The sequence below is a fragment of the uncultured Rothia sp. genome (assembly GCF_963555405.1).
GTDB lineage: Bacteria > Actinomycetota > Actinomycetes > Actinomycetales > Micrococcaceae > Rothia.
Window position 1 is genome coordinate 15,208 of the sequence record NZ_CAUVVO010000008.1, and the last position, 23,687, is coordinate 38,894.

At 61.5% G+C, this 23,687-nt stretch carries 15 protein-coding genes and 1 tRNA gene; 3 read left to right on the forward strand and 13 right to left on the reverse strand.

Annotated features, from left to right (window positions below; genetic code table 11):
* The 6 genes from rimM to ffh all read right to left on the reverse strand — a co-directional run bounded on the left by rimM (window position 1) and on the right by ffh (window position 6,855).
* Complete coding sequence (gene rimM / locus RWL87_RS06360; RefSeq protein WP_070634724.1) at window positions 1-651, reverse strand: ribosome maturation factor RimM; 651 nt, start codon at window positions 649-651, stop codon at window positions 1-3.
* Window positions 652-831: 180 nt separating this feature from the next.
* On the reverse strand, window positions 832-1,077 hold the full coding sequence (locus tag RWL87_RS06365) for an RNA-binding protein (RefSeq protein ID WP_005505691.1): 246 nt from the start codon (window positions 1,075-1,077) through the stop codon (window positions 832-834).
* Between the two features lie 2 nt (window positions 1,078-1,079).
* Window positions 1,080-1,502, reverse strand: coding sequence for a 30S ribosomal protein S16 (gene rpsP / locus RWL87_RS06370; protein ID WP_049358453.1), 423 nt, complete (start codon window positions 1,500-1,502; stop codon window positions 1,080-1,082).
* 301 nt (window positions 1,503-1,803) lie between these two features.
* Window positions 1,804-2,292, reverse strand: a complete 489-nt coding sequence (locus tag RWL87_RS06375; RefSeq protein WP_313969288.1) for an NUDIX hydrolase — start codon at window positions 2,290-2,292, stop codon at window positions 1,804-1,806.
* 12 nt (window positions 2,293-2,304) lie between these two features.
* The gene (locus tag RWL87_RS06380; protein ID WP_313969289.1) at window positions 2,305-5,169 is read right to left on the reverse strand and encodes a hypothetical protein; all 2,865 of its coding nucleotides are present in this window, start codon (window positions 5,167-5,169) and stop codon (window positions 2,305-2,307) included.
* A gap of 105 nt (window positions 5,170-5,274) precedes the next feature.
* Complete coding sequence (gene ffh / locus RWL87_RS06385; RefSeq protein ID WP_049342095.1) at window positions 5,275-6,855, reverse strand: signal recognition particle protein; 1,581 nt, start codon at window positions 6,853-6,855, stop codon at window positions 5,275-5,277.
* Between the two features lie 327 nt (window positions 6,856-7,182).
* On the opposite strand from ffh, the gene RWL87_RS06390 reads away from it, so the two are divergent.
* Window positions 7,183-7,265 (forward strand) — tRNA-Leu (locus RWL87_RS06390).
* A gap of 210 nt (window positions 7,266-7,475) precedes the next feature.
* Here the strand turns inward: RWL87_RS06390 and pyk are convergent.
* Window positions 7,476-8,939 (reverse strand): pyruvate kinase, encoded by a 1,464-nt coding sequence (gene pyk, locus RWL87_RS06395; protein ID WP_313969290.1) that lies wholly within the window; start codon window positions 8,937-8,939, stop codon window positions 7,476-7,478.
* A gap of 521 nt (window positions 8,940-9,460) precedes the next feature.
* Between pyk and RWL87_RS06400 the strand changes: the two genes are divergently transcribed.
* Window positions 9,461-10,033, forward strand: coding sequence for a flavodoxin domain-containing protein (locus RWL87_RS06400; RefSeq protein ID WP_313969291.1), 573 nt, complete (start codon window positions 9,461-9,463; stop codon window positions 10,031-10,033).
* A gap of 674 nt (window positions 10,034-10,707) precedes the next feature.
* Window positions 10,708-12,639 carry a GH25 family lysozyme gene (locus RWL87_RS06405; protein ID WP_313969292.1) on the forward strand — a complete coding sequence of 644 codons (1,932 nt, stop codon included), beginning with the start codon at window positions 10,708-10,710 and terminating at the stop codon, window positions 12,637-12,639.
* A 914-nt stretch (window positions 12,640-13,553) separates the two neighbouring features.
* Here RWL87_RS06405 and adhP read toward each other — a convergent pair.
* The 6 genes from adhP to RWL87_RS06435 form a co-directional block, all read right to left on the reverse strand.
* Window positions 13,554-14,594: an alcohol dehydrogenase AdhP gene (gene adhP, locus RWL87_RS06410; RefSeq protein ID WP_012903352.1), complete on the reverse strand. Its 1,041-nt coding sequence runs from the start codon at window positions 14,592-14,594 to the stop codon at window positions 13,554-13,556.
* A gap of 413 nt (window positions 14,595-15,007) precedes the next feature.
* On the reverse strand, window positions 15,008-16,402 hold the full coding sequence (locus tag RWL87_RS06415) for a phosphoenolpyruvate synthase (RefSeq protein ID WP_313969293.1): 1,395 nt from the start codon (window positions 16,400-16,402) through the stop codon (window positions 15,008-15,010).
* A gap of 302 nt (window positions 16,403-16,704) precedes the next feature.
* Complete coding sequence (lgt, locus tag RWL87_RS06420; RefSeq protein WP_313969294.1) at window positions 16,705-17,733, reverse strand: prolipoprotein diacylglyceryl transferase; 1,029 nt, start codon at window positions 17,731-17,733, stop codon at window positions 16,705-16,707.
* Window positions 17,733-18,587, reverse strand: coding sequence for a tryptophan synthase subunit alpha (trpA, locus tag RWL87_RS06425; protein WP_313969295.1), 855 nt, complete (start codon window positions 18,585-18,587; stop codon window positions 17,733-17,735). Before trpA ends, lgt begins: the two co-directional genes overlap by 1 nt.
* A complete protein-coding gene (gene trpB / locus RWL87_RS06430; RefSeq protein ID WP_313969296.1) occupies window positions 18,587-19,921 on the reverse strand; it encodes a tryptophan synthase subunit beta in 1,335 nt (444 codons plus the stop codon). The genes trpA and trpB overlap by 1 nt, the downstream gene beginning before the upstream one ends.
* A gap of 312 nt (window positions 19,922-20,233) precedes the next feature.
* Complete coding sequence (locus RWL87_RS06435) at window positions 20,234-23,566, reverse strand: AAA family ATPase (protein WP_313969333.1); 3,333 nt, start codon at window positions 23,564-23,566, stop codon at window positions 20,234-20,236.
* Between the last annotated feature and the right edge of the window lie 121 nt (window positions 23,567-23,687).

Genomic DNA, 23,687 nt, shown 5'->3' on the forward strand with positions numbered 1-23,687 from the left:
CTACTCCCCCGCCTGCTCGGTAGCCTGCTCAGCATCCTCGACCAGGTCAATCAGACCCGCCGGAGGAGTCAACAGCACAAAGCCGGGCTCGTCCTCGGTGGAGGGAACCACCTCGGGTACAATCTCCTCAACAAAAGGAATCATAATCTCTTCACCCGCGCCGGAGGCAAGACGCGGCGAACGAGCCAGCTTAATGAGTAGCAGGTCCTGAACCGGCATGGTCTGCAGACCGGTCACCTTACCCAGCGGCTTACCCACAGCCGGGTTATCCACGGGGCTCTCGCCCTCGGGCACGTCAGCGAGCAGGTACACGGGCAGGTTCACCAGCTCCTGCTCGTAGAAGCCCTCTTCATCGCCCTCATCCTCGGGCACCTCGTACACCAGGCGGCTACCGCGCAGCTCCTCAGCCTGATTACGGGTGGTCACCTCATCAAAACGGACCACCAGAATCTTCTTGTTCCAGCGGGCACCGGCAACCGTCAGCTCACCGGTAGGCGCCACCGAAGCGGCAGCAGAGCCAGGCTTGAAATTCTCGATACCGAGCACCTCACCGCGGGCAAAACGCTCCTGCGGGGCATCAGTAAAGAGCTGAACCGTCACCTCACCACGAATACCGTGCGGCTTACCGATACGAGCCACCACAACCTGCATAATTTTCCTCCGCTGGATACAAGCTAAAAACCTACGCCGCGCACGTGCACGGCTCCCACTATTCTACCGGGCACTCCGGACGGGCGCATTCTGCCGCCAGCCCCACCCACAGGCCCCCGGGTACGCGAACGCCCCCGCCTCCGGAAAAACCGGAAACGGGGGCGCTTCAAACGTTACGAGCTAGCGTCGCTTCTTGTCGGTGTCGATAATGTCGATACGCATCGGCTCGCCATCAGAAATAGCGTCCATCACCAGACGGATGCTCTTGGCGGTACGACCGGACCTGCCGATAACTCGGCCCAGGTCATCCGGATGCACGCGAACCTCAAGGGTTTCGCGGTGACGCTGAGTGCGCAGGCGCACCTTCACGTCCTCCGGACGATCGACAATCCCTCGAACCAGGTGTTCGAGTGCGTCAGCCAACATGATTACTCAGCTGCTTCCTCAGCCTCAGCCTCGGGAGCTGCTTCCTCAGCAGCCTCTTCAGCCTTCTCAGCCTTGGGGGTGATAGCCTCGGGCAGGATCACAGAACCCTTTTCGGGAACAACGAACTCAGCCTTAGCCTCGACGGGCAGAACCTTGGACTCTGCCTTCTCGCCCTTGAATGCAGCCCAGTCGCCCGAGAGCTTCAGCAGAGCCAGAACCTGCTCGGTCGGCTGTGCGCCGACGGAGAGCCAGTACTGAGCACGCTCAGAGTTGATCTCGATACGCGAGGGGTGCTCGGTCGGGTGGTAAATACCAATCTCTTCGATGGTCTTACCGTCGCGCTTGACGCGCGAATCAGCGACCACAACGCGGTAACGAGGATCGCGGATCTTACCCATACGCTTGAGACGAATCTTAACAGCCACTTTAGTGGTTACTCCTGTTTCATAATTTGGTGCGAGGCACACGGTTCAGCACCCGTGGGGCGGGCCATTCACGGCGCCTCTATGGACACAACGGCGCGCGAAGAGAGGGGTCGCGCGTCGCCGGGTACTCAGCTAGGGTATCAGAGCCCAAGATTTTAAGCTAGCGACACGGAAAAATAATTGCCGCAGGCACCGAACATCACTTTTAAACAGCGTTCTGTGCCCAGTTTAGGCTCAAACAGCTGCCCCGGCAATCCCCTCACCGATGAGCTCTAGTCGAGGATGCCAGGATTCGGGGCTACTAGGAGTCGAGGTTGCTCATTTCCAGAGTCTCCCCCGTCTCCAGAGCGCGGTAGCACTCACGCAGACGCTCCACCATCGACGGGCGCACATAGCCCTCCAGGCTCTCCGGAGCCACCCACTCATAGGTCACCAGCTCGGCATCCTGCAGGGTAATCTTCGTATCCGCCGCAATCACGCCGCCGTCATACATGTAGTAGGTCGAATCGCCCCACACGCCCAGCGACAGGCCGTGGAAAATCAGCAGCACGCGGCCCAGCTTCAGGTCCAGGCCCAGCTCCTCCGCAATCTCACGCTCGCAGCCGGGCTTGGGCGCCTCGCCAGCCTCCACGGTACCGCCGGGAAGAATCCAGCCGTCCTTATAGTTCGGCTTCACCAGCAGCATCTCGCCGCGCTCATTACGAATCAGCGCGCCCGCCGCCAAACGGCGCGTGGGGAGGGTCGCGATAAAAGCCTTCAGCTCTTCATCGCTCAGATAGGAATCCTTCATGGCTTCTTTCCTTTAGCGGTCGGTTTTCTTCGCAGCACGCTGCCTGATGCTACGCACTATACCCAGGGCACGCTCACGCAGTCCAGAGGGTGCCTGCTCCGTGGACGGGGCGGCGTCCTCCACCGTGCGGTAGTGGCCCTCACGTAGGTCATCAATCAGAGTGCGCTTGGTCGGGGGCTGCTCACCTACGGTGTCACCCGGATGCACCAGCTCAGCATCCGCCACCGGGCGGGCATGCTTCTTCAACTGGGTCTGCTCGAAAGAACGCAGAACCGTCGGAATCAGAGCCGACTCGACCGTAGCGTTCAGCGCAAAGAGCGCGGCAGCCACCGAGAACTTGCGGCTCGCCTTACCCCGCGCGCGGCGGCGGCGCGCCACATTTGCCAGGGTCAGGGCAATAGCGCTCTGAGCCGTCACATCCGCGCCCAGGACAAGACCCACACGGCGGGTCTTCGCACGAATCTGCTCCGGGGTCAGGCGCTTGCGGCGCGAACGCGGAGCGGAACCCTGAGCGGATGAGCTCTGCGGTGCGGATGAGCTCTGCGGTGCGGGGCTCTGGGACTTCGGAGCCTGGGGCTCGGCATCCTGCGATGAGTTCGGCGCAGGTTCGTCGCCCACCGCGGCATCGTTCTGATGCGCAAGGTCCTGATGAGTGAGGTCCTGATGCGCGAGCGCGGCAGAGCCCTCGGGAGCCTGCTGGCTCACCGTTGCTTCGTGCAATGCCTGCTCCTCGTTCAGTGCCGAGTCAGCCTCGTGCAGGGCACTGTCAAGAGACAGGTAACCCTCTTCAGTCTCCACGAAGGAATCCGGCGCAGAACCCTCCGGCGAACCCATGTGCGTGTACTCGTAGGGGATGTGCGCGTTGTTGAGAGCGTCCATCCACTCGGCGAGGGTCACACGGCGACCGGTCGCAACGAGGCGGTAGCTACGGTCCAGGGGCGAGGTGTAGCCGCCCAGGTAGGGCTCGATTTCCTCGTCGGCCTCGAAGGAATCGTCCTCCGCGGCAGTGTCCTCAGAGAAAGCGTTCTCAGCGAAGGTAGCCTCGGCAACGGAGTCTTCCAGAGGGAAGGTAACGTCCACAGCTTCAGATGCCTGCGCATCAGTAGCTTCAGACTCAGCAGGCTCAGCAGAACCGGCAGGCTCAGCAGAACCGGCGGGCTGTGCGAGCTCCTCATCCTCGTTACCGAAGACGCGCGCCGTGCTAATCGAAGCCACATCAAAACCGGTGGTCGGAACCAGCGCCAGCTCGGTAGGAACATCCAGCAGCTGCAGTACCGACTCCAGCGCCAGGGTATTGCTCGTATCGCGCAGGTACGCGTTCAGGCGGCGGCCGGTAATGGAATCAGCTTCCACGCCAAACATCGCCATGACGTTAGCGATGCCCTGCTCGATTTCGTCCTCATCGGAACCGAAAATCTTCGAGCCTGAAAGCTCCGGGGCGCTACCGGGAAGCTCCGAGAGCAGATCCTCAAGCACGCCGCCAAAGCGGGCGACTTCCTCACGGCTGAGGGCACGGTTCAGGCGCTTAGGCACGCGTTGCCAGGTGAACTCCTCCACGATATTCTCGTAGGGTTCACCGAACGCCTCCAGGTACCATTCCTCATCGGAGTAGGGCTCGCGGGCGGGTTCCTCGTACACCACCAGGTGCTGCTGGTTCGCGTTGCCCTCAGCAATCAGGGCGTTGCAGTTCAGCAGGCCCAGCAGAGCCATGAGGTCCACCGGGTCGGCAGAAATGAGGGTCCACTCCCCCGCCGGTGCGGCAACAACCTGCCGAGTACCGGCAGGAAGGTACGCCAAAAGAAGCCCGGTAATCATGTCAATGGGCAGGTCAACGAGCATGGCGGCGTCGCCGTCCACCAGGAACTCCAGCTCGCCCTGTCCACCGGGAAGCTCCTCCCACACGGTCGCCTCACCCTCCAGGGCGGCACCGGTGACCGGCAGCTGATCCACCAGCTGAGCCACATAATCCTCAACGGGAGTACCCACGTGCAGGTGACCATCAGCAACCTCCAGCACGTTCATGTAGCCCTCATCGTCCACGGCACACAGCACGTAGAGCTGCACCTGATGCTCGCCCATCTCGTAGGCAATCAGCTCCGGGGAGGCGGCGGTCGCCTCAATGAGGGCGGCAATCAGCTCCTCATCGGTGGTGGAACGAGCCATGATGCGGCGGCGCTGAATCTTCTCCTCCAGCTCCATGGTCTGCTCGATGCGCTCATTACGCTGCTTCTCGGCGGTGCGCTCCTCATCCTGGGCGCGCAGGTACTCGGGGCTATCCGATTCGCCACTACCGGCGGGTGCGGGGGCGTCCTCCCACATGTCGGTGAGCTTATCGACGGTCCACTCTTCGCTCTCCAGGGCGGCGGCGAGGCGGTCAACCTTCGTGCGGTCGTTCCAGGCGCGCTGCTTATCGGGGTCTTCCGCCTTCACCTCATCGTGCATGCTGCGGGCTTCACGAATGAGGTTCAGGATAGTTGCGGCAACGTCGTCAACGGCGGGGTCATCGCTCTCACTCGAGTAGACGAGGTCGCCCGCCAGCTCGGCGGAGTGCTCACCGTACTCGAGGGCGATGCGCGCCCAGACAGGGGTGTACCCGGGAAGGATGCTCGAATCATCGTCGAAGTCGCCCATAAGGTCGCCTGCGAAGTCATCCGAAAAGTCATCATCAAGATCCTCTGCGGAAGCTTCGGAGAAGCCCAACGAGCCCTCCTCAGCTACAGGCTCGCCTGCAGACTCCTCTACAGACTCGGCGGCAGATTCAGTAGCAGGTTCCTCTACAGAATCATCAGCGAAGGCGCGCTGAGACCACGGCGTGACCTGCTCATTCAGCTGATCATCCGCGTTCTCTCGATCCCAATTCTGCTCGTTCTGAGCCATTGATACCTTCCCTTCACACACCCAAACCGGGCACCATACCGGTACGGGTGCGCCCCGTCACCACGTGCGCACCCGTACCACCCCTCGCGGGGCTCATATTTGCTCTTACTGCAGGAACTTCTCGAAGCCCTTCGGCAGGTTCATGCTGGACAGATCCATCTCCTGGTTCTGAGCCTGCTGACCGAACGCAGCACCGGCGCGTGCCTGCTGCGCCTTAGCTGCTGCCGCCTCCTGCGCCGCACGCTTCTGCGGGTTGCCGGAGCGAGCCTTCTTCTTCTTGTTGTTGTTCTTCGCGTTCTTACGAGCGCCGCCCGCCGCAGCCGCCATACCGGGCATCTGCATACCGCCGGGCATGCCGGGCATCTTGCCCGAAGCGAGCTTCTTCATCATCTTCTGAGCCTGAGCGAAACGCTCCATCAGCTGGTTCACCTCAGACACGGTCACACCAGCACCCTTAGCGATACGGGCACGGCGAGAACCGTTAATGATGCGCGGAGCCACACGCTCGTGCGGGGTCATGGAGCGAACAATCGCCTCCACGCGGTCAATCTCGCGCTCGTCAAAAGCCTCAAGCTGCTGACGCATCTGAGCCGCGCCGGGCATCATCATGAGCAGCTTCTTCATGGAACCGAGCTTACGAATCTGCTGCATCTGAGCCAGGAAGTCCTCAAAAGTGAAGTCTTCCTGATCGATGAACTTCTTCGCCATGCGGTCGGCTTCAGCCTTATCCCACTGAGCTTCAGCCTGCTCAATCAGGGTCAGGATGTCACCCATGTCCAGGATGCGGCTTGCCATACGGTCCGGGTGGAACTGCTCAAAGTCAGTGACGTTCTCACCGGTGGACGCGAACATAATCGGCTTGCCCGTCACCGAAGCCACCGACAGTGCCGCACCACCGCGGGCGTCACCATCCAGCTTGGACAGGACCACACCGGTGAAGTCCACGCCCTCGTTGAAGGCGTTAGCGGTGTTCACGGCGTCCTGACCGATCATCGCGTCGATGACGAACAGAACTTCGTGCGGCTCAATAGCGTCACGGATGTTACGTGCCTGCTGCATCAGCTCAGCGTCAACACCCAGACGACCCGCGGTATCGACGATGACCACGTCGTGTAGCTTAGCGCGCGCCTCAGCCACACCGTCACGTGCCACCTGCACGGGGTCGCCGGTGGGTACGTCAAACTCGCTGGTCACACCGGGGTGCGGCGCGTACACGGGCACGCCCGCACGCTCGCCAACAACCTTCAGCTGGGTCACCGCATTGGGGCGCTGCAGGTCGGATGCAATCAGCATGGGGGTGTGGCCCTGGCCCTTCAGCCAGTGAGCCAGCTTGCCCGCCAGGGTGGTCTTACCGGCACCCTGCAGACCCGCCAGCATGATGATGGTCGGGCCGCTCTTCGCCATGTTGATGCGGCGAGTCGAACCACCGAGGATGCTCACCAGCTCCTCGTTCACGATCTTGACGATCTGCTGGGAGGGGTTCAGCGCCTCGGAAACTTCCGCACCGAGAGCACGTTCCTTCACGTGGGCGGTAAATTCGCGGACCACGGGGACGGCGACGTCAGCGTCGAGCAGGGCGCGGCGGATTTCGCGGACGGTTGCATCAATGTCTGCCTCGGAGAGGCGGCCTTTGCCGCGCAGGTTCTTAAAAGTTGCCGTCAAGCGGTCGGAGAGAGAATTGAACACGAGCCGTGATCACTTTCTTAACGTTGAGGTGGCCCCCAGCCGCGAAGGCGAACGGGGATGGTTAGTCAGTCTTTAAGGATACAGGATGCGCGCTTTCTCCCCCGCCTCCACCTGTGGATAAGCCGCGCCGGTTCACCCTCAGCTCAGGATTTACGCCGAGGATTTACACTGAGGGGCACCTGTAGCCGAGGCGCACCGGGAGCCCGATGGAAGCGTTCAGCACACGCTCCCCGCCCCGCCACAACGCTCCCAACACGTCAGATAGATTAGATTTTCTAGACAGCCTGGGTTAGAATTCTAAAGGTGTTACGCGTAAACGCGTGATACGCCCGAGTGGCGGAATTGGCAGACGCGCCTGACTCAAAATCAGGTTCTTCGGAGTGTGGGTTCGAGTCCCACCTCGGGCACCAACGCAAAAGCGGCGGGAAAGTTTCAAGCTTTCCCGCCGCTTTTCTGTATCCACTTATACACCTATCCGCGCATCAGATGGGGCAACTACACCAACACACAAAACCGCCGCCCGACCGTGAGAGTTTCACGACCGGGCGGCGGTCTCTATACACCGAGCGTACAGGCTGAGGATTACCCTCAGCTACGCATCGGAAAGAATGGTGAGCGGCCTAGCGCTTGACCTCGTTCTCCTCGTAAGGACGCAGAGTCTCGCGCTCGCCCTCAGCACCGTGGACGCGGTGTACCTGAACCATGTTGGTGGTACCTGCGCGACCTGCGGGAGCACCGGCAGCAACGACGACCAGGTCGCCGGCTTCTGCCAGACCGTTCTTCAGCAGGTACTCGTCCACGAAGTGGAACAGACCTTCCTGGTCGGTGATCATCTCAACCTGCTCAGCGTCAACGCCCCACAGCATGGACAGGAAGGAGCGAACCTTCGAGCTGGTGGTGAACGCGACGATCGGGGTCTCGGGACGCAGACGTGCCAGACGACGTGCGGAGTCACCGGACTGGGTGAAGGTTACGATGAGCTTTGCGTCCAGCTGGTCGGCAATGTTCACTGCTGCGCGGGTGATTGCGCCACCGCGGGTGCGGGGCTTGCGGTCCAGCTCGGGCACGCGGTACAGGCCGCCCTTTTCGGTGTCCTGAACGATTGCGGCCATAGCCTGCAGGGTCAGAATCGGGTACTTACCGACCGAGGTCTCACCGGAGAGCATAACTGCGTCTGCACCGTCGAGGATTGCGTTAGCGCAGTCAGAAACCTCTGCACGGGTGGGGACGGGGTTGTCGGTCATGGACTCGAGCACCTGGGTTGCCACGATGACGGGCTTTGCCCAGCGGCGTGCCATGTCGATGGCCTTCTTCTGGACGAGGGGAACCTCGGAGAAGGGCAGCTCAACACCGAGGTCACCACGAGCGACCATGATGCCGTCGAACTTGTCGATGATGTCCTGCAGGTTATCGACTGCCTGGGGCTTCTCGATCTTGGCGATGACGGGTACGCGGATACCCTCTTCTTCCATGATCTTGTGGACGGGGTCAACATCTGCGCCGGTACGAACGAAGGAGAGTGCAATGATGTCTGCACCCATCTTCAGTGCGAAGCGCAGGTCGTTCGCGTCCTTCTCGGTCAGCGCGGGCAGGGAGACTGCTGCGCCGGGCAGGTTGATGCCCTTGTTGTTGGAGATGGGGCCACCGACGACCACGCGGGTGCGAACGCGGGTGGGGGTTACCTCAATAGCTTCGAGGCGGATCTTACCGTCGTCGAGCAGAAGCTTGTCGCCGAGCTTTACGTCGCCGGGCAGGCCCTTGTAGGTGGTGCCACAGATTTCTGCGGTACCTTCAACGTCTTCGGAGGTGATGGTGAAGTCTGCGCCGGGCTCAAGGTATTCCTTGCCGTTTGCGAAACGCTCGAGGCGAATCTTGGGGCCCTGCAGGTCGGCGAGGATAGCAACGTCCTTACCAAGCTTTGCAGACTGTTCACGGATGGTGTCGTAGCGTGCCTGGTGCTCGGCGTGGTCACCGTGGCTCATGTTCAGACGGGCGACGTTCAGGCCAGCCTTGATTGCCTCGGAGATCTTCTCGGGGGACTCGATTGCCGGACCGATGGTTGCAACGATTTTTGCGCGCCTCATGTACCTAACCTTTGTGTGTTGTTTTGTGCGACCACTGAGGGTTCACACTGATTTTCCGGGGAAGACTAACGTCAAATTCCCAATTATTCCCACGCGTTCTAACAGGTAACCACATGCCGGATGCGTGGGACTCTTTCTCAATTATAGGGGTTTTACGCCCTCTTGGGTATGTTTCTCCCAACTCTTTCCATCGAAGAAATTGTGTTTCACGTCGCATTTTGAACATCACCTCTCCCCCGTCGAGCACACCACGAGAAGTCGGTTTCCATCCCCTCCACCCCCACCTCGCCCGGAAAGTAAATTAGGGTGCTTTTTACCTATAGAAAATGGGCACTGCGCAATATTTAGTCACACTCGAGAACCTTCGATCGTATTTCAAAAACATAGAGACACTCAGAGTGGGCTATGAGAAGATAGATAGGGCTCCAAGAGCTAGGCGATTTCACATTTTCGCGCGCCTAGCCTATATTGGAACCCATAATTAGTATTTGAAATGCGAAATATATCTGGAAGGTTCACAGATGACTACTCGCGTGCTGATTATCTTCGGCTCCACCTACGGCTACACCGAACAGTACGCCACCTGGCTGGCAGAAGATCTGCGTGCACTCCCGCAGGCTCCCGAAGTTGAGACTGTCCCCGCCTCCAAGGTCACCCCCGAGCAGGCAGAGGCATTCGACGCCTTCGTGATCGCCGGCAGTGACTACGGTGGATTCCTCAACGGCGCACCGGCACTTCGCAAGAAGATCCTGCCGGTCATTGCGCCCAAGAAGAACCGCACCGCGTTCTTCACCGTCTCCTTCACCGGTGAGTACTCCAAGAAGCTGCTCGACAAGGCCGTCGCCAAGAGCTACACCCCCGAACTGACCGAAGGTCGCCCCATCTACCACCTGCGTGGCGGCATCGACTTCGACAAGATTTCGCTGGCTCACAAGACCGCCCTGAAGGGCCCGGTCCGCGCATGGCTCATGGCGAACCCGAACCCCAACGAGGGCATCAAGCAGATGCTCGAATGCTACAAGACCGGCAAGGCTGAGTACATCGATCGCGAGACCCTCAAGCCGCTGATCGAGGACATCGCCAAGTTCCTCTAAGCCCTTCGGGAAACATAAGCTTTCGCCTCTTCCCACCCGCTCTTTCAGCCGGACACCAGAACCTGAAAGAGCGGGCGGGAAGAGTCGAGAAAAACGTGCCGACAGGCACCATATACGTGGTCGATGACTCTTCATCTCTCCTGCATCGACCATGAAACTCCGGGTACCGGTGCGAGGCCGCGCCAAATTACAGTATCCGGAACATGAGGGGTGGGTCTTTGTGTGTGCGGCCCACCCCTTTCCTTATGCACAAAAGTCCTTATGCACAGAGCCTTATACCTAGAGCCTTACGCTCGGTGCTCTTCAGCTGCGCCCCAATAGCACCCACGACACGACAGTCCACAGAGTGAAATTCGCAATGCCCCGGCGTGTCGCGTGCCTAAAATTTTTGGCAAAAATTTGAGCTCATAAATGCACCGATAAGCCACAAAACAGAGCAGAATCCCCCAACACCCCCGGCTACTGTGCACCCCGCACCACCCCGCCCGCAAACGGAGGCGCGTATTCATTGCGCACAGCGGTGCAGGTACCGTACGCTAATAGCTGTGTCAGCCGACTGACGTACCCGGCATCCGACACACGAATCACTCAACAACCCGGCATGCACACACATGCCAAACGCCCCCACACAGGGCCGCATCGACACATCCACCTCTCAAACACAGGCAAGATCTATGAAGAAACTCCAGACTGCCGCGCGCTCTGCGGCAGCCCGCTCCATCATGGCGTCCGCAGGTGCACTCTCCCTGGTCGCCGCCTCTCTCACCTCCGTTCCCGCAGCCTTTGCAGCTCCCAGCGCGAGCGCAGCGGCAGAGGTGAACGCCAACGCATCCTACGAGGAGCTCACCTACGCCCCTGCCCCGGATGCATCCCTCGTCGAACGCTCCAACCCCGCCATGGGTGCGGGTGAGCGTGAGCGCCTGGGCACCGCCAACGCACGCACCGGCGCAACCTCCCCCGCCTCCACCGCGACCCTGAGCGGTATTGCCGCACCCCACAGCTCAGCGCAGGGGGTGACGGCTACTCAGGCGCTGGCACCCGGTCAAGCACTGGCGCAGGGCCGCTCCGCGTGGACCCCCTCCGGCGGCACCCTCGGCATGGACGTCTCCTCACACCAGCAGAACGTTGACTGGGCGAGCGCCTACGCCGCAGGTTCCCGCTTCGCCTACGTGAAGGCAACCGAGGGCGGCTACTACACCAACCCCTACTTCGGTCAGCAGTACAACGGCTCCGCAGAGTCCGGCATGGTGCGCGGCGCTTACCACTTCGCGAACCCCCGCACCTCCTCGGGTGCCGATCAGGCACGCTACTTCGTGCAGAACGGCGGCGCGTGGACCGCCGACGGCCAGACCCTGCCCGGCCTGCTGGACATCGAGTTCAACCCCTACCCCGCCTACGGCAACACCTGCTACAACATGACCCCGGCGCAGCTGACCGCCTGGACCCGCGATTTCGTGGACACCTACCGTTCGCTGACCGGACGCGACCCCATGGTGTACACCGCGACCTCCTGGTGGTCACACTGCGTGGGTTCGCAGCAGTTCGGCACCCTGCCGCTGCACCTGGCGAGCTACTCCACCGTGGTCGGTGCTATCCCTGCAGGTTGGAGCGGCTACGACATTTGGCAGTTCACCGACTCGGGCCCGTTCGTGGGTGACTCGAACTTCTTCCCCGGCACCGTGAACGATCTGAAGGTTCTGGCGAAGAACCCCAAGGCTGTGCACCGCAACTGGTCGAACGGCCAGGATCGCGCAGTTGAGGACCGTGCAGTAGAAGACCGCGCCGTCCAGGACCCGAACGTGGTGACCACCGCGACCGGCTCCATTGATATTCGCACCGGCATCGGTAACTTCTGGAACAAGAACCGTTCCTTCTACGGCGACCCGATTGGCACCGAATACTACCTCGGCAACGGTGTGTACGCGCAGAAGTTCACCAACGGCAAGACCATCTACTGGACGAACTCCCACGGCTCGCACTGGCTGGTCACCAACGGCGGCCTGGACCACAAGTTCCGCTCTGATATTGCACGATTCCGCGGTCTGACCACCAACGAAGAAACCCGCTCCGACACCATCGCGGTCTCCTTCGCCAACGGTGAGGGTGGCTACTGGTCCAACGCGTACGGCACCCACATCATCAACGAGCGCGGCGCAATCTACGCGACCTGGCGCGCAGCTGGCATGAAGGGTGCACCCACCACCGACGAGCAGAACCTGGGCAACGGCATCATCAAGCAGGAATTCACCGGCAGCACCACCTACGTGTGGTCCGCACAGACCGGCACCCACCGCCTGCACACCGGCGGCGCGTTCTACCACCGCTTCCTACAGCACCGTAGCACCTGGGGTGCACCGGTAACCGACGAAACGGTCACCTCCACGGGTGCGCAGGTTCAGTTTGCCTCCGGCAAGGTACTGCTCTGGTCGGATGCGTACGGTGCGTACGAGACCAACGGTAACGGCGCAATCTTCAAGCACTGGGAGAAGAACACCGCCCGCTACGGTGCGGCACGCGGCGACGAGTCCTACGTGAACGGCGTGTACTACATGGACTTTGAGCGCGGCACGATCCGATGGACCGCGCAGCGTGGAATCTACTCATAGCGCGGCATCTACTAAACAGTAAAACGCGCATACAAAAACGAGGGGCACCTGGCAGAGGTGCCCCTCGTTCTTTTGCTACAGGGCGCATCTTCTGAACAACACAAAAATTAAGATGCGTTCTGCAGCGGGTGGGTTACCGAGTGAGTAGAGAACCCGGCTATGTTACCCGTGCCGGCAGGTAAATTTAGCCGTGGCGGTAAGAGTCGCCACGAAGTCATGCAATGTCCTAAAAGCCCCGGATTAGTGTGGCGGACATAATCCCCATTGACTATGTCCGTGGGGCCCACACTAATCGTTGGTGAGACCTCACCCCGAAGGTGTCTAGAGGGGCGCCTGACCGGAAGTAAGGACTCAACGGTGAATAACGGCACGGTACGAAGATGCTGAAATTCACCCGGGTATGGCGTTCCGTAAGAAGGAATCGATATCTAGGAGGGCCGAAACCTTCACGCGTCATATCCCGTTACATCTAGGGTAGGTGCAGGAGGCCGCGAAACTCATCTTTTCCGGAAATATTACAATTCAATCAGTGGTTGAATGTTTGTGTCAAAAAAATGCATTTTGAGATATGTAGATGTCAAACATAGCGCAGTATTGAATTAGTTTAGTGTAGTTTTTGAGATAATCCACCGGATATTTCAAAATAAATTCCCGCGTATATTACGTTTAGGTGTATTGCACTCACAGAGGTTTTCAGCTCCTTACGATAACGGCTCTCAAAAACCCGGCAACTCTACAACGCCGCATTAAAAACACTAAGGCGCACCCCGCGTCGTATGCACAGCAGAAAGAGTACCCCTACTCCCCCGCCACACGGGATGCGCCTTAGGCGCTATAACCATCGAAGCTACCGGCAGGACCTCAGCCGAGTGAGACCTTGAAGACCCGCCGGGCGCCTCGACCCATCCGCCAGCTTAGAGGCTAGCGAAGTCCAGAACCATACGGCCGGTAATCTTACCTGCCGCCATTTCCTCGAAGACAGCCGGTGCCTCGTCAACCTCACGCAGCTGAACCACCGGAACCACGATGCCGTCAGCACCGAACTGGAATGCCTCCGCCAGGTCCTGGCGGGTACCCACCAGGGAGCCCACCACGCGGATGCCGTCCAGAATAATCTTCACAATGGACAGCTCCATCATCTCCGAGGGCAGACCAACAGCCACCACGGAACCGCCGGCGCGTACCGACTCAACAGCCTGGTTGAACGCAACCTTCGACACTGCGGTCACCACGGCAGCGTGAGCGCCGCCGCCGGTCAGCTCGCGAATACGAGCCGGAACATCCTCAACCTCACGGCCGTTGATGACGTGGTCAGCGCCGGTCTCACGAGCCAGAGCCAGCTTGTCGTCGTTGATGTCAACAGCAATAACCTTGGCGCCGAAAACCTTCTTAGCGTACTGAACAGCCAGGTTACCCAGACCGCCAGCACCGTACGCAACCAGCCACTGACCCGGGCGAACCAGCGACTCCTTGATTGCCTTGTAGGTGGTCACACCGGCGCAGGTAATCGAGCTAGCCTGTGCCGGGTCCAGACCCTCCGGAACCTTCACAGCGTAATCAGCGGTCACCAGGGTGTACTCGCTCATGCCGCCGTCAACCGAGTAGCCTGCGTTCTTCACCGAACGGCACAGGGTCTCACGACCCGAGGTGCAGTACTCACAGTGACCGCAGCCCTCGAAGAACCACGCCACCGACACGCGGTCGCCTTCCTTCAGCGACTCAACACCCTCGCCAACCTTGACGACACGACCGATGCCCTCGTGGCCCAGAATACGACCCGGAACCTCACCGAAGTCACCGGAAGCCACGTGCAGGTCAGTGTGGCACACACCCGAGTACTCAATCTTCACGAGCGCCTGACCGTGACCAACAGCCGGAACGGGAACCTCACGGACAACAACCGAACCGTCAACCTTCTCAGGAACAACAACAGCCTTCATGGTTTCCTTGCACATGACCTAAAACTCCTTAGTCATTGGTTGCCGCGCTCAAGCCGCAATCTGCAATTTGCGCTTTGCAACCTAGCGGGGCGGGCGCGCGTATTCTTTACATTTCCACCGTAAAATGATGAGCCGCCAATCTAAAGGACTATCCCCGAATATGACAGAGGGGTTATTTAGGGGTCGGCACGCGAGCGAGGATGAGCTTTCGATAAGGTCTATTCCGACCAATGCGCTAAACCGCCAAAGGTTGAAATGACGCTATGACGAAGCGACACAGAAGATGAGAATGCCTCCCAAACCAGTAGCTTGGGAGGCATTCAGAAAAAATTTAAATATTAAGTTTGAGGCGCATACCACCCTAAAGAAAGGGTTCAATCTGCACCTATACAATTCACGGCAAATTCCACCGGCAGGCCAGAAATAGCCTAGAAGCAGAAAGCAACCTCAATATAGCCGGCACCGCGCTCACCCGGACCATTCGGAGCGTTCAATGCCCAGCCCAGATCCGTCACACGCACCGTAGTATCCATGAACGTACCGCCGCCAGCGCCACCGCCAGCCAGCTGCACCGAACCCACCGCGTAGCGGGCACGAGCCGCATCATTATTCCACTTCTGCGACACCACACGAGCTGAAACGCTCAACGCAGCGCCCGAGCCGCCGCCGCCATAACCGGCGCCACCGCCTCCAGAAACCACCGACTGGTAGCCGTTAAACAGCTCGCCAGCGTTCGACGGGCGGTTGTCGACACCCTCCGGAGTCTGATCCCACTGGTACGAATAGCTCGCCACACCGTCGGCGCCCTTCGCACGGAAACCGCTCGCACCCGCCGCACCGGCAGTCGCAGTGCTCACCAGCTTCTGAGTGGAGGTGCTCGAAAAACCAATCACCGGACCATCGGCGGTCGGCGGGTTCAGCTTCTCGCCGCCAGCACCACCCACGCCGCCGGCCGCACCCGAACCCGGGTTCACCGTCAGAATCGGATTAGACTGCGCCTCGTACGAGGTGAAACCAACAAAACCGGGCGAACCGTCGCCGTCACCCGAACCGGCACCGCCACCGGTGCTGAACTGGTGCTCACCACCGGAGCTATCCAGCGAATAGTGCGCCGTCGGACGCACAGCACCCGCATTCGCGGGGTTCGGCAGAACCGTAGCGTACGACGCCAGCACACCGGCACCGCCGCCGCCACCGGCAACAATCATCGGCACGCCGTCCACCTCAATAGCGGACGAGCCACCGCCGGACGCCGAATACAGCACAGCGCTCATGCCGCCGCGACCGGTCACACCGCCCGAAATGCGGGTCAGGTTATTGATCGCAGAAACAACGTTCGCGGGAACCGGCGAAGAAGCCTTCGAAGAACCACCCACGCCGTAGCCGTCGCCACCCTCAGCGGGCTTCAGCTCACCATTACCGATACCGCCCGAACCGGCAGTCAGGGTAATCACCTGGCCGCCGCGCACAGCCATAGAGCCCTCAACCATGGCGCCGGAACCGGCATCAGCCACAGTGTAGTTCGTGCCGCCAGCGCCGCCCACAGCCACAAAACGCATACGCTTAGCACCCGGAGGAACCGTCAGCACGGCAACCTTCTTCACACCGTCACCGGCGGTAATCGTTGTCGAATCCTCGAAGGGACCGGTGCACTCGCCTTCCTCATTAGAAGCCGCATACGCGGGAATCACCGAAGACGCCACCACAACCGGGGCAGCCCACGCGGCACCAGCCACCAGGCGGCGACGGGACAGACCGGGACGGGAAGAAGAAGAAGAAGAAGAAGAAACGGGGCGCGAAGAATCGCCAGAAGAAGAGCTCACGATAAAAATCCTGTACGTTGAGTGGGTGTTTCTAAACGCAGACGCGGCAGGCACCATCGCTCGAAGAGCCTCATACTCCACAGAGCTTCGTATTCCTCATGGGCACCCGCCACACGCAGTATCTCTATTATGCCTTCTCAGCGGCCCAAATCCGTACAGGGCGCCAGCACACGCCAGCATAAGAACACCCACCGGCAAGAAGCAGACAGCGAGCACAAATAGCGGACACAAAAAACCGCCGGACGGGGCGCTCCCCCATCCGGCGGTTTTCTATGAAATTTAGCTATGAAATTGAAGTTGAGCTAGGAGCTCTTAGTTGAAGACTCAGCTTCGGAAGAATCAGAGTCTTCGGAAGAATCAGAGTCTTCAGAAGATTCAGCCTTCTCGGATGCCTTATCCTCAGCGTCCTCTGCCTTCTCATCTGCGGCAGTCTTCGGAGCGAACTCCGCAGGAGCCGGTTCAATACCCGCAGCAGCCTTCGCCGCCGCACGACGACCAGCCACCACAAAACCAGCGGCACCCAGCAGAACCAGCAGCAGAGCAGTCCACACGTGAATACGAACGCCCCAGAGCATCTCCGAGGTATCAATACGCAAGAACATCTCAATGAAGAGGCGACCCACACCGTAGTAGAACACGTACAGCCACAGGGTCTGACCCAGCTTCAGCACGCCCTTACGGCCCAGCCACAGCAGCAACACCACACCCAGCAGGTTCCACAGCGACTCGTACAGGAACGTCGGATGGAACAGCGTACCCGCCGGATACTGCGACGGGAAATTACCGCTCGACGCGCTAATCTCCAAGCCCCACGGCAGAGTCGTCGGCTTGCCGAACAGCTCCTGGTTGAACCAGTTACCCCAGCGGCCAAACGCCTGAGCCAGCAGAATACCGGGCGCTACCGCATCCGCGAATGCCGGGAAATTCATGCCGTAGCGGCGGCAACCATACCAGGCACCCAACGCACCAACCGACACGGCACCCATAATGCCGATGCCGCCCTCCCAAATCTTCAGGAAAGCCCACGGATCAGCAACATTCGGACCGAAATAGCTACCCGGGTCAGTAATCAGCACGTGGTAGGCGCGGGCACCAACAATGCCCGCCGGGATAGCCCACATCGCCACGTCAAAAACGCGCTCAGGGGTACCACCCGCCGCCTTCCAACGGCGAGAACCCAACCACAAGCACACCGCCATACCCGCAAGAATACACAGAGCATAGAAATGCACACGGAACGGGCCTAGCTGCAGGTACGAAACGCTCGGAGACGGAATCGAAGCCAGCGCGTTAGCTACCGGCACGCTCGCCAGCGACAGCACATCAGACATTAGCCTTCACGCCCCGCCAGCTCACGGGTCAGCTTAGCCACCGCCTCAACACCGCCAGAAGCCAAAGCCTTCACCAGCGCAGTACCAACAATCACGCCATCCGCGTACTCGCCAATCTCCTCAACGTGGGCACGAGTCGAAACGCCCAGACCCACGCACGCACGAGCGGAACCGGCAGCCTTAATGTCCGCAACCAGGGTGCGAGCCGCCTCCGACACGGAGGTGCGAGCACCGGTCACGCCCATCACCGACACGGCGTACACGAAGCCACTCGACGCCTTCGCAATAGTCGCCAAACGCTCCGGCGAAGAAGACAGCGCGGCAAGGAAAATACGATCCAGACCGTACTCGTCGGAAGCCTCAAACCACGCCGATGCTTCATCGGGCACCAGGTCCGGGGTAATCATGCCCGCACCGCCGGCAGCCGCCAGGTCACGCGCAAAGTTCTTCACACCGTACGCCAGAACCGGGTTCCAGTAAGTCATCACCACGACCACAGCGTCGGTCGCCTCGGTAATGCGGCGGACCGCCTCAAACAGCTGGGGCAACTTGAAGCCGTTCTCCAGCGCCACGCCGGTCGCCTTCTGAATCACCGGGCCATCCATGACCGGATCAGAATAAGGCACGCCCAGCTCAATAATGTCCGCGCCGTTATTGCCCAGAGCAATCGCCGCGTCAATCGACTCGTCCAGGGTCGGGAAGCCCACCGGCAGGTAGCCAATCAGCGCCGCACGGCCCTGCTTCTCGCACTCAGCCAGACGAGCCGCCAGGGGCGAATCGGGGTTAGCAACCGGGAAAGTGCCATCCAGCACCTCAAACGGTGCCGCCTGAGAAATAGCGTCCTGGTAGCTCATTACTTAGCCTCACTTTCAGCCTGTGCGTTCTGCGCAGCGGATGCGGCAGCTTCCTTATTACCGGTCATCAGGGTCGAGGACGGAATCGCCTTACCCAGGCCGAACCACTTCAGCGCGGTCTCCATGTCCTTATCGCCACGACCCGAAAGGCACACAATCATGGTCTTCTCGCGTGCCGCCTCCGGATCCTCAGCAGCCCAACGCTGGCACACGCGCAGCGCACCGGCAAGGGCGTGCGAGGACTCAATCGCAGGGATAATGCCCTCGGTGCGGCAGAGCAGGCTCAGCGCGTCCATCGCCTCGGTATCGGTCACCGGCTCGTAGGTCACGCGACCAATATCGGAGAGGTACGAGTGCTCCGGACCCACGCCAGGGTAGTCCAGGCCAGCCGAAATCGAGTGGGACTCAATGGTCTGGCCGTCCTCATCCTGCATCAGGTAGGTCATCGCGCCGTGCAGCATGCCCGGGCGGCCCAGAGTAATGGTTGCCGCGTGACGGCCGGTCTCCACGCCGTCGCCGCCAGCCTCAAAACCGTAAATCTCAACCGAAGAATCGTCCAAGAACGCGTGGAACAGACCAATCGCGTTCGAACCGCCACCCACGCAGGCAGCAATACCATCGGGCAGGCGGCCGGTCTCAGCCAGAATCTGCTCGCGCGCCTCCGCACCGATAGCGTCGTGGAAGAAACGCACCATCGCCGGGAACGGGTGCGCACCAGCCGCAGTACCCAGCAGGTAGTGGGTATTCTCAACGTTCGCAACCCAGTCGCGCAGCGCCTCGTTAATGGCGTCCTTCAGGGTGCGGGAACCGTTCTGAACCGCAATCACCTTCGCGCCCAGCAGCTGCATACGAGCCACGTTCAGCGACTGACGCTCGGTGTCTTCCTCGCCCATGTAGACCACGCACTCCATGCCAAACAGAGCCGCAGCGGTCGCAGTCGCAACACCGTGCTGACCCGCACCGGTCTCAGCAATCAGACGGGTCTTACCCATGCGCTTAGCCAGCAGAGCCTGACCAATCACGTTATTAATCTTGTGGCTACCGGTGTGGTTCAAATCCTCACGCTTGAGGAACACACGCGCACCAGCGTGCTCAGAGAACTTCGGAACCTCAGTCAGCAGCGACGGACGGTTCGAATACTCAGCAGACAGACGCTGGAACTCGGCAATGAACTCGGGGTCGTTCTTCGCCTCGTTGAAGGTCGCCTCCAGCTCATCCATGGCGGCAATCAGCGACTCGGGCATCCACCGCCCGCCGTACTCACCAAAATAGGGGCCGGGGGCATTCTTCAACGACTCACCGTTGAGGAAAGCTTCTGCCAGGTTCTCGCTCATCACTATTCCTTCCCTGGATGGTTGCCGCCGGACGCGCCGCGGGTAGGGCGGGGCATCAGGCCTGATCACAACGAAACACCACGCCAACCGCGAATAGGGCGGGCAGTGTTCACGCATATCCCCCTATAGTACCCGGGCGCGGGCAGTGAACAATACCTTGAGGTGCGCATGACCATTCCTAGGACATGTGACGTTCGCCGGGAAGCGGGCGCTCGCGGGTGTGGGTGGCTCGCTTAGGAAGGTTAGATGCTGTGAAGGCGCGGCGAGGCGGGGCACATGAGCGCGGCAGTGCCAGGATGCGAGCGCGGCGGGCTAGAGCAGCTCGCGCAGCTCCTCCATCTGCTGAGAAAGCACCGTCGACACACCACCGCGCATCGACACCCCGTACAGGGTCTCCGCAATCTGCATCGTGCGCTTCTGATGCGTCACCACAATCAGCTGCGAACGCTCCCCCAACTCACCAATCACCTGCAACAGACGCGAAAGGTTGCGGTCATCCAGCGCCGCCTCAACCTCATCCAGGGCGTAGAACGGCGACGGGCGAGACATATAAATCGCGATCAACAGCGCCAGCGAGGCAAGCGAACGCTCACCGCCGGACAGCAGCGACAGGCGCTTGACCTTCTTACCCGCCGGGCGCGCGTGAATCTCCACACCCGAGTTCAGCAGATCGGACGGGTCATCCAGCTCCAGGTGGCCCTCGCCTCCCGGGAACAGGGTCTCAAAGATGCGGCGGTAGTGGGTGTTGATGTCCTCCATTGCGGCGGTGAACACCTCCGCAATGTGGCTGCTGACCTCGTCCATGACCGTGTTCAGGTCGCGGCGGGTCGCCTTCAAATCCTCAATCTGCTGGTTCAGGTAGGCATGGCGTTCGGACAGCGCCTCGTACTCCTCCAACGCCAGCGGGTTAATGGCGCCCAGGGCATCCAGTTCGGCGCGGGTCGCCTTGAGGCGAGCGCGGACGCTCTCGGTGGAGGCTTCGGCAGTCTCTGATACCGGCTCCGGCGCGGTTTCGGGCGCGGAGTTTTCGGATGCCGCATTCTCGGTGGCAGTGTTTTCGGAAGCCTCCTCAGCGGGCACATCAACCGGCAGCTGCTCGGAGTACTCCTCCTCCAGCTGCTCCAGGGTCAAACCGGTTACCAGGCGGGCACGCTCCGCCAGCGCCTGCACGCGCTCCTGCACGCGCGCCGCCTCCGTCTGGGTGCGTGCCAGCAGGGTCAGTGCCGCCGCGTGTGCCGCCTGCAGGTCCTGCACCTCATCGTTCGTGCTGGTCAGGCCCTCCTGGGCGTTCTTCAGGGCGGTGCTCAGCTCGTGCAGCTGCTGTTCGCGCTCGCTCACCTGCTCGGCAAGAACCTCGCCCAGACGCTGGGCGCGGCGCTCAATCTTTGCCGCCGGTGCCTGCTCCCCCGTGCCCGCCAGGTAGGCGTCCTCGCGGGTGCGTGCCGACTCGTAGGCGGTGCGCGCCTGCGCCACGGATTCCTCCGCGGCGGCGAGGCGCTCGTTCAGGCGGGCGCGCTCAGCCTGGATGTTCTGCGCGGATGCCTCCAGGGACTCCGCCTGGGCGCGGGCGCGGGCATGCTCGGCGCTCGCCACACCCGCCGCCTTCGCTGCCTCGCGTTCGGCTTCAACCGCTGATTCTGCCCCGGTTTGCGCCTGCTGAACCGCCTGCTCGGCTTCGTCCAGTTCGGCGCGGGTGCGGGTCACGACCTGGGATGCGGCACGGTAGGCTGCAGCAAGTTCCAGGGGGCTGGCGCCCTCAGCCGGGTAGAGCAGGCTGTAGCGGGTATGCTCGATGCCCGCGGGGTCAAAAATACGCCAGATAGTGCGCTGACCTGCGGTGTTGTGGTCGGTGAGCAGGCGCAGGGCTGCCTCAGTGGAGGCGGTATCCGGCGCGAACAGCACGCCCGCCAGACGCTCACCCAGCGCCGCGGTGACGCGCGCCAGGGCGTGCTCGTCAATGCCGGCGAGCGCGGCGGCATCCTCGCTGAGCGGTTCAATGATCTCGGTTGCGGGGCGGATACCCAGCTCGCGCAGTTCGGTGGCGCAGGATTCGGGCAGGGTGGTTTCAGGCAGTGCAGATTCGGGCAGATCCGCGGCAGATTCGCCGGCATCACCACGCATTTCACCGCGCAGCTGCGACACCTCGGTACCCTCAACCGGCACGCTCAACGCCGCGGTAGCCAACGAGGTCAGCGCAGCAGACGCCGCGCGGGCGTACTCGGGGTCAATCTGCACGGCATCCAGCACGCGCAACAGGCTCGCGCCCTCAGCTTCGGTGGGGGTCTCCACGAGCTCGCCGGTTTCGGGGTCGAAAACCGCCTCGGCAGATTCAGTGCCGGTCTCGGCGGGCACCTCACCCAGGCTCTGGCCCAGCGCCTCACGCAGGGTTGCGGCACGCTCAGCCGCCGCCGCGTAGGCGCGAGTCGCCTCCACCGCCGCGGCGCGGGCGGCATCCAGCCGGGCCTGCGCGCGGGCACGAGACTGCGCCGCCTCACCCGAGGCACACTCAGTCTGCGCGACCTCGCCTGCCGCCTTCTCAACGTTCTTCAGCGCCGCATCGTAGCGCTCCTCAAAGCTGGCGTAGCTTTCCACGGCGCGCTCCGCCTCTTCGCGGCGCTCCTCCAGCAGCTCCAGGGCGCGCTCATATCCGGCGCGGGCGGCGGCGGTCGCCTCGGTCAGTTCCACACGGTAGGTGCGCACACGCTCGGCGGCGATGGACTGCACGGTGCGCACGCGCGCGGCGGACTCGCGAAGGGTCGACACAGCCTTCTGGCAGGCGGTGACCTCGGCGTTCAGGCGGTTCTGCTCCTGCTGATGCTTAGCGGATGCCGCACGTGCCGCCTCCAGCTGTTCTTTCAGGGTTTCGGCACGGCGGGTACCCTCCGCCTCGGAGGCGAGCGCCTGCGCCTGCTCAGCCTGCAGAACGCCCAGCTGACGAGCCAAAAGTACCGCTTCCAGCTGGCGGATACGCGCCTGCAGCTGGCGCGCGGTCGCGGCGGATTCTGCCTGCTCGCTCAGCGGCTGCAGCTGCGAATCCAGCTCGGCAACCAGGTCGCTCAGGCGCGTAACGTTCGATGCCACAGACTCGAGCTTGCGGCTGGTCTTCTCCTGGCGGCGGCGGTACTTGACCACGCCCGCCGCCTGCTCAATCATGTCGCGGCGCTGCTGCGCGGTGGCGTGCAGGACCGCATCCAGCTGACCCTGGCCGACGAGCACGTGCATCTGCTGACCCAGGCCCGCCTCCGAGAGCAGGTCCTGAATATCGGCGAGGCGCGCCGGGGAGCCGTTAATCTCGTACTCGCTGCCGCCGGAGCGGAACATGGTGCGCGAAATCTGTACCCGATCAGCGGGAATGCTGAGGGTGCCGTCAGAATTATCGAAAGTCAGGGTGACTTTGGCGCGGCCCAGGGGCGCACGCTGGGCGCCGTCGCCCGAACCCGCTTCGCCGGAGCCCGCGAAGATAACGTCCTTCATGCTGCCGCCGCGCAGGCTCTTAGCGCCCTGCTCACCCATAACCCAGGCGAGCGCATCCAACACATTGGACTTGCCGGAGCCGTTGGGTCCGACCACCGCGTTAATGCCGGGGGTGAACTCAAAAGTGGTTGCGGAGGCGAAAGACTTGAACCCGCGCAGGGTCAGCGACATCAGGTGCACAAGGGGCCTTTCTGCAGAAGAACTGGTGTGTGCCGGGCACGTTCTGTGGTGCGTGGCGGCATCCCTCTAGTGTACGCGGTGCGGCGAGCGGGCGGCGTGAACGTGCACGAGG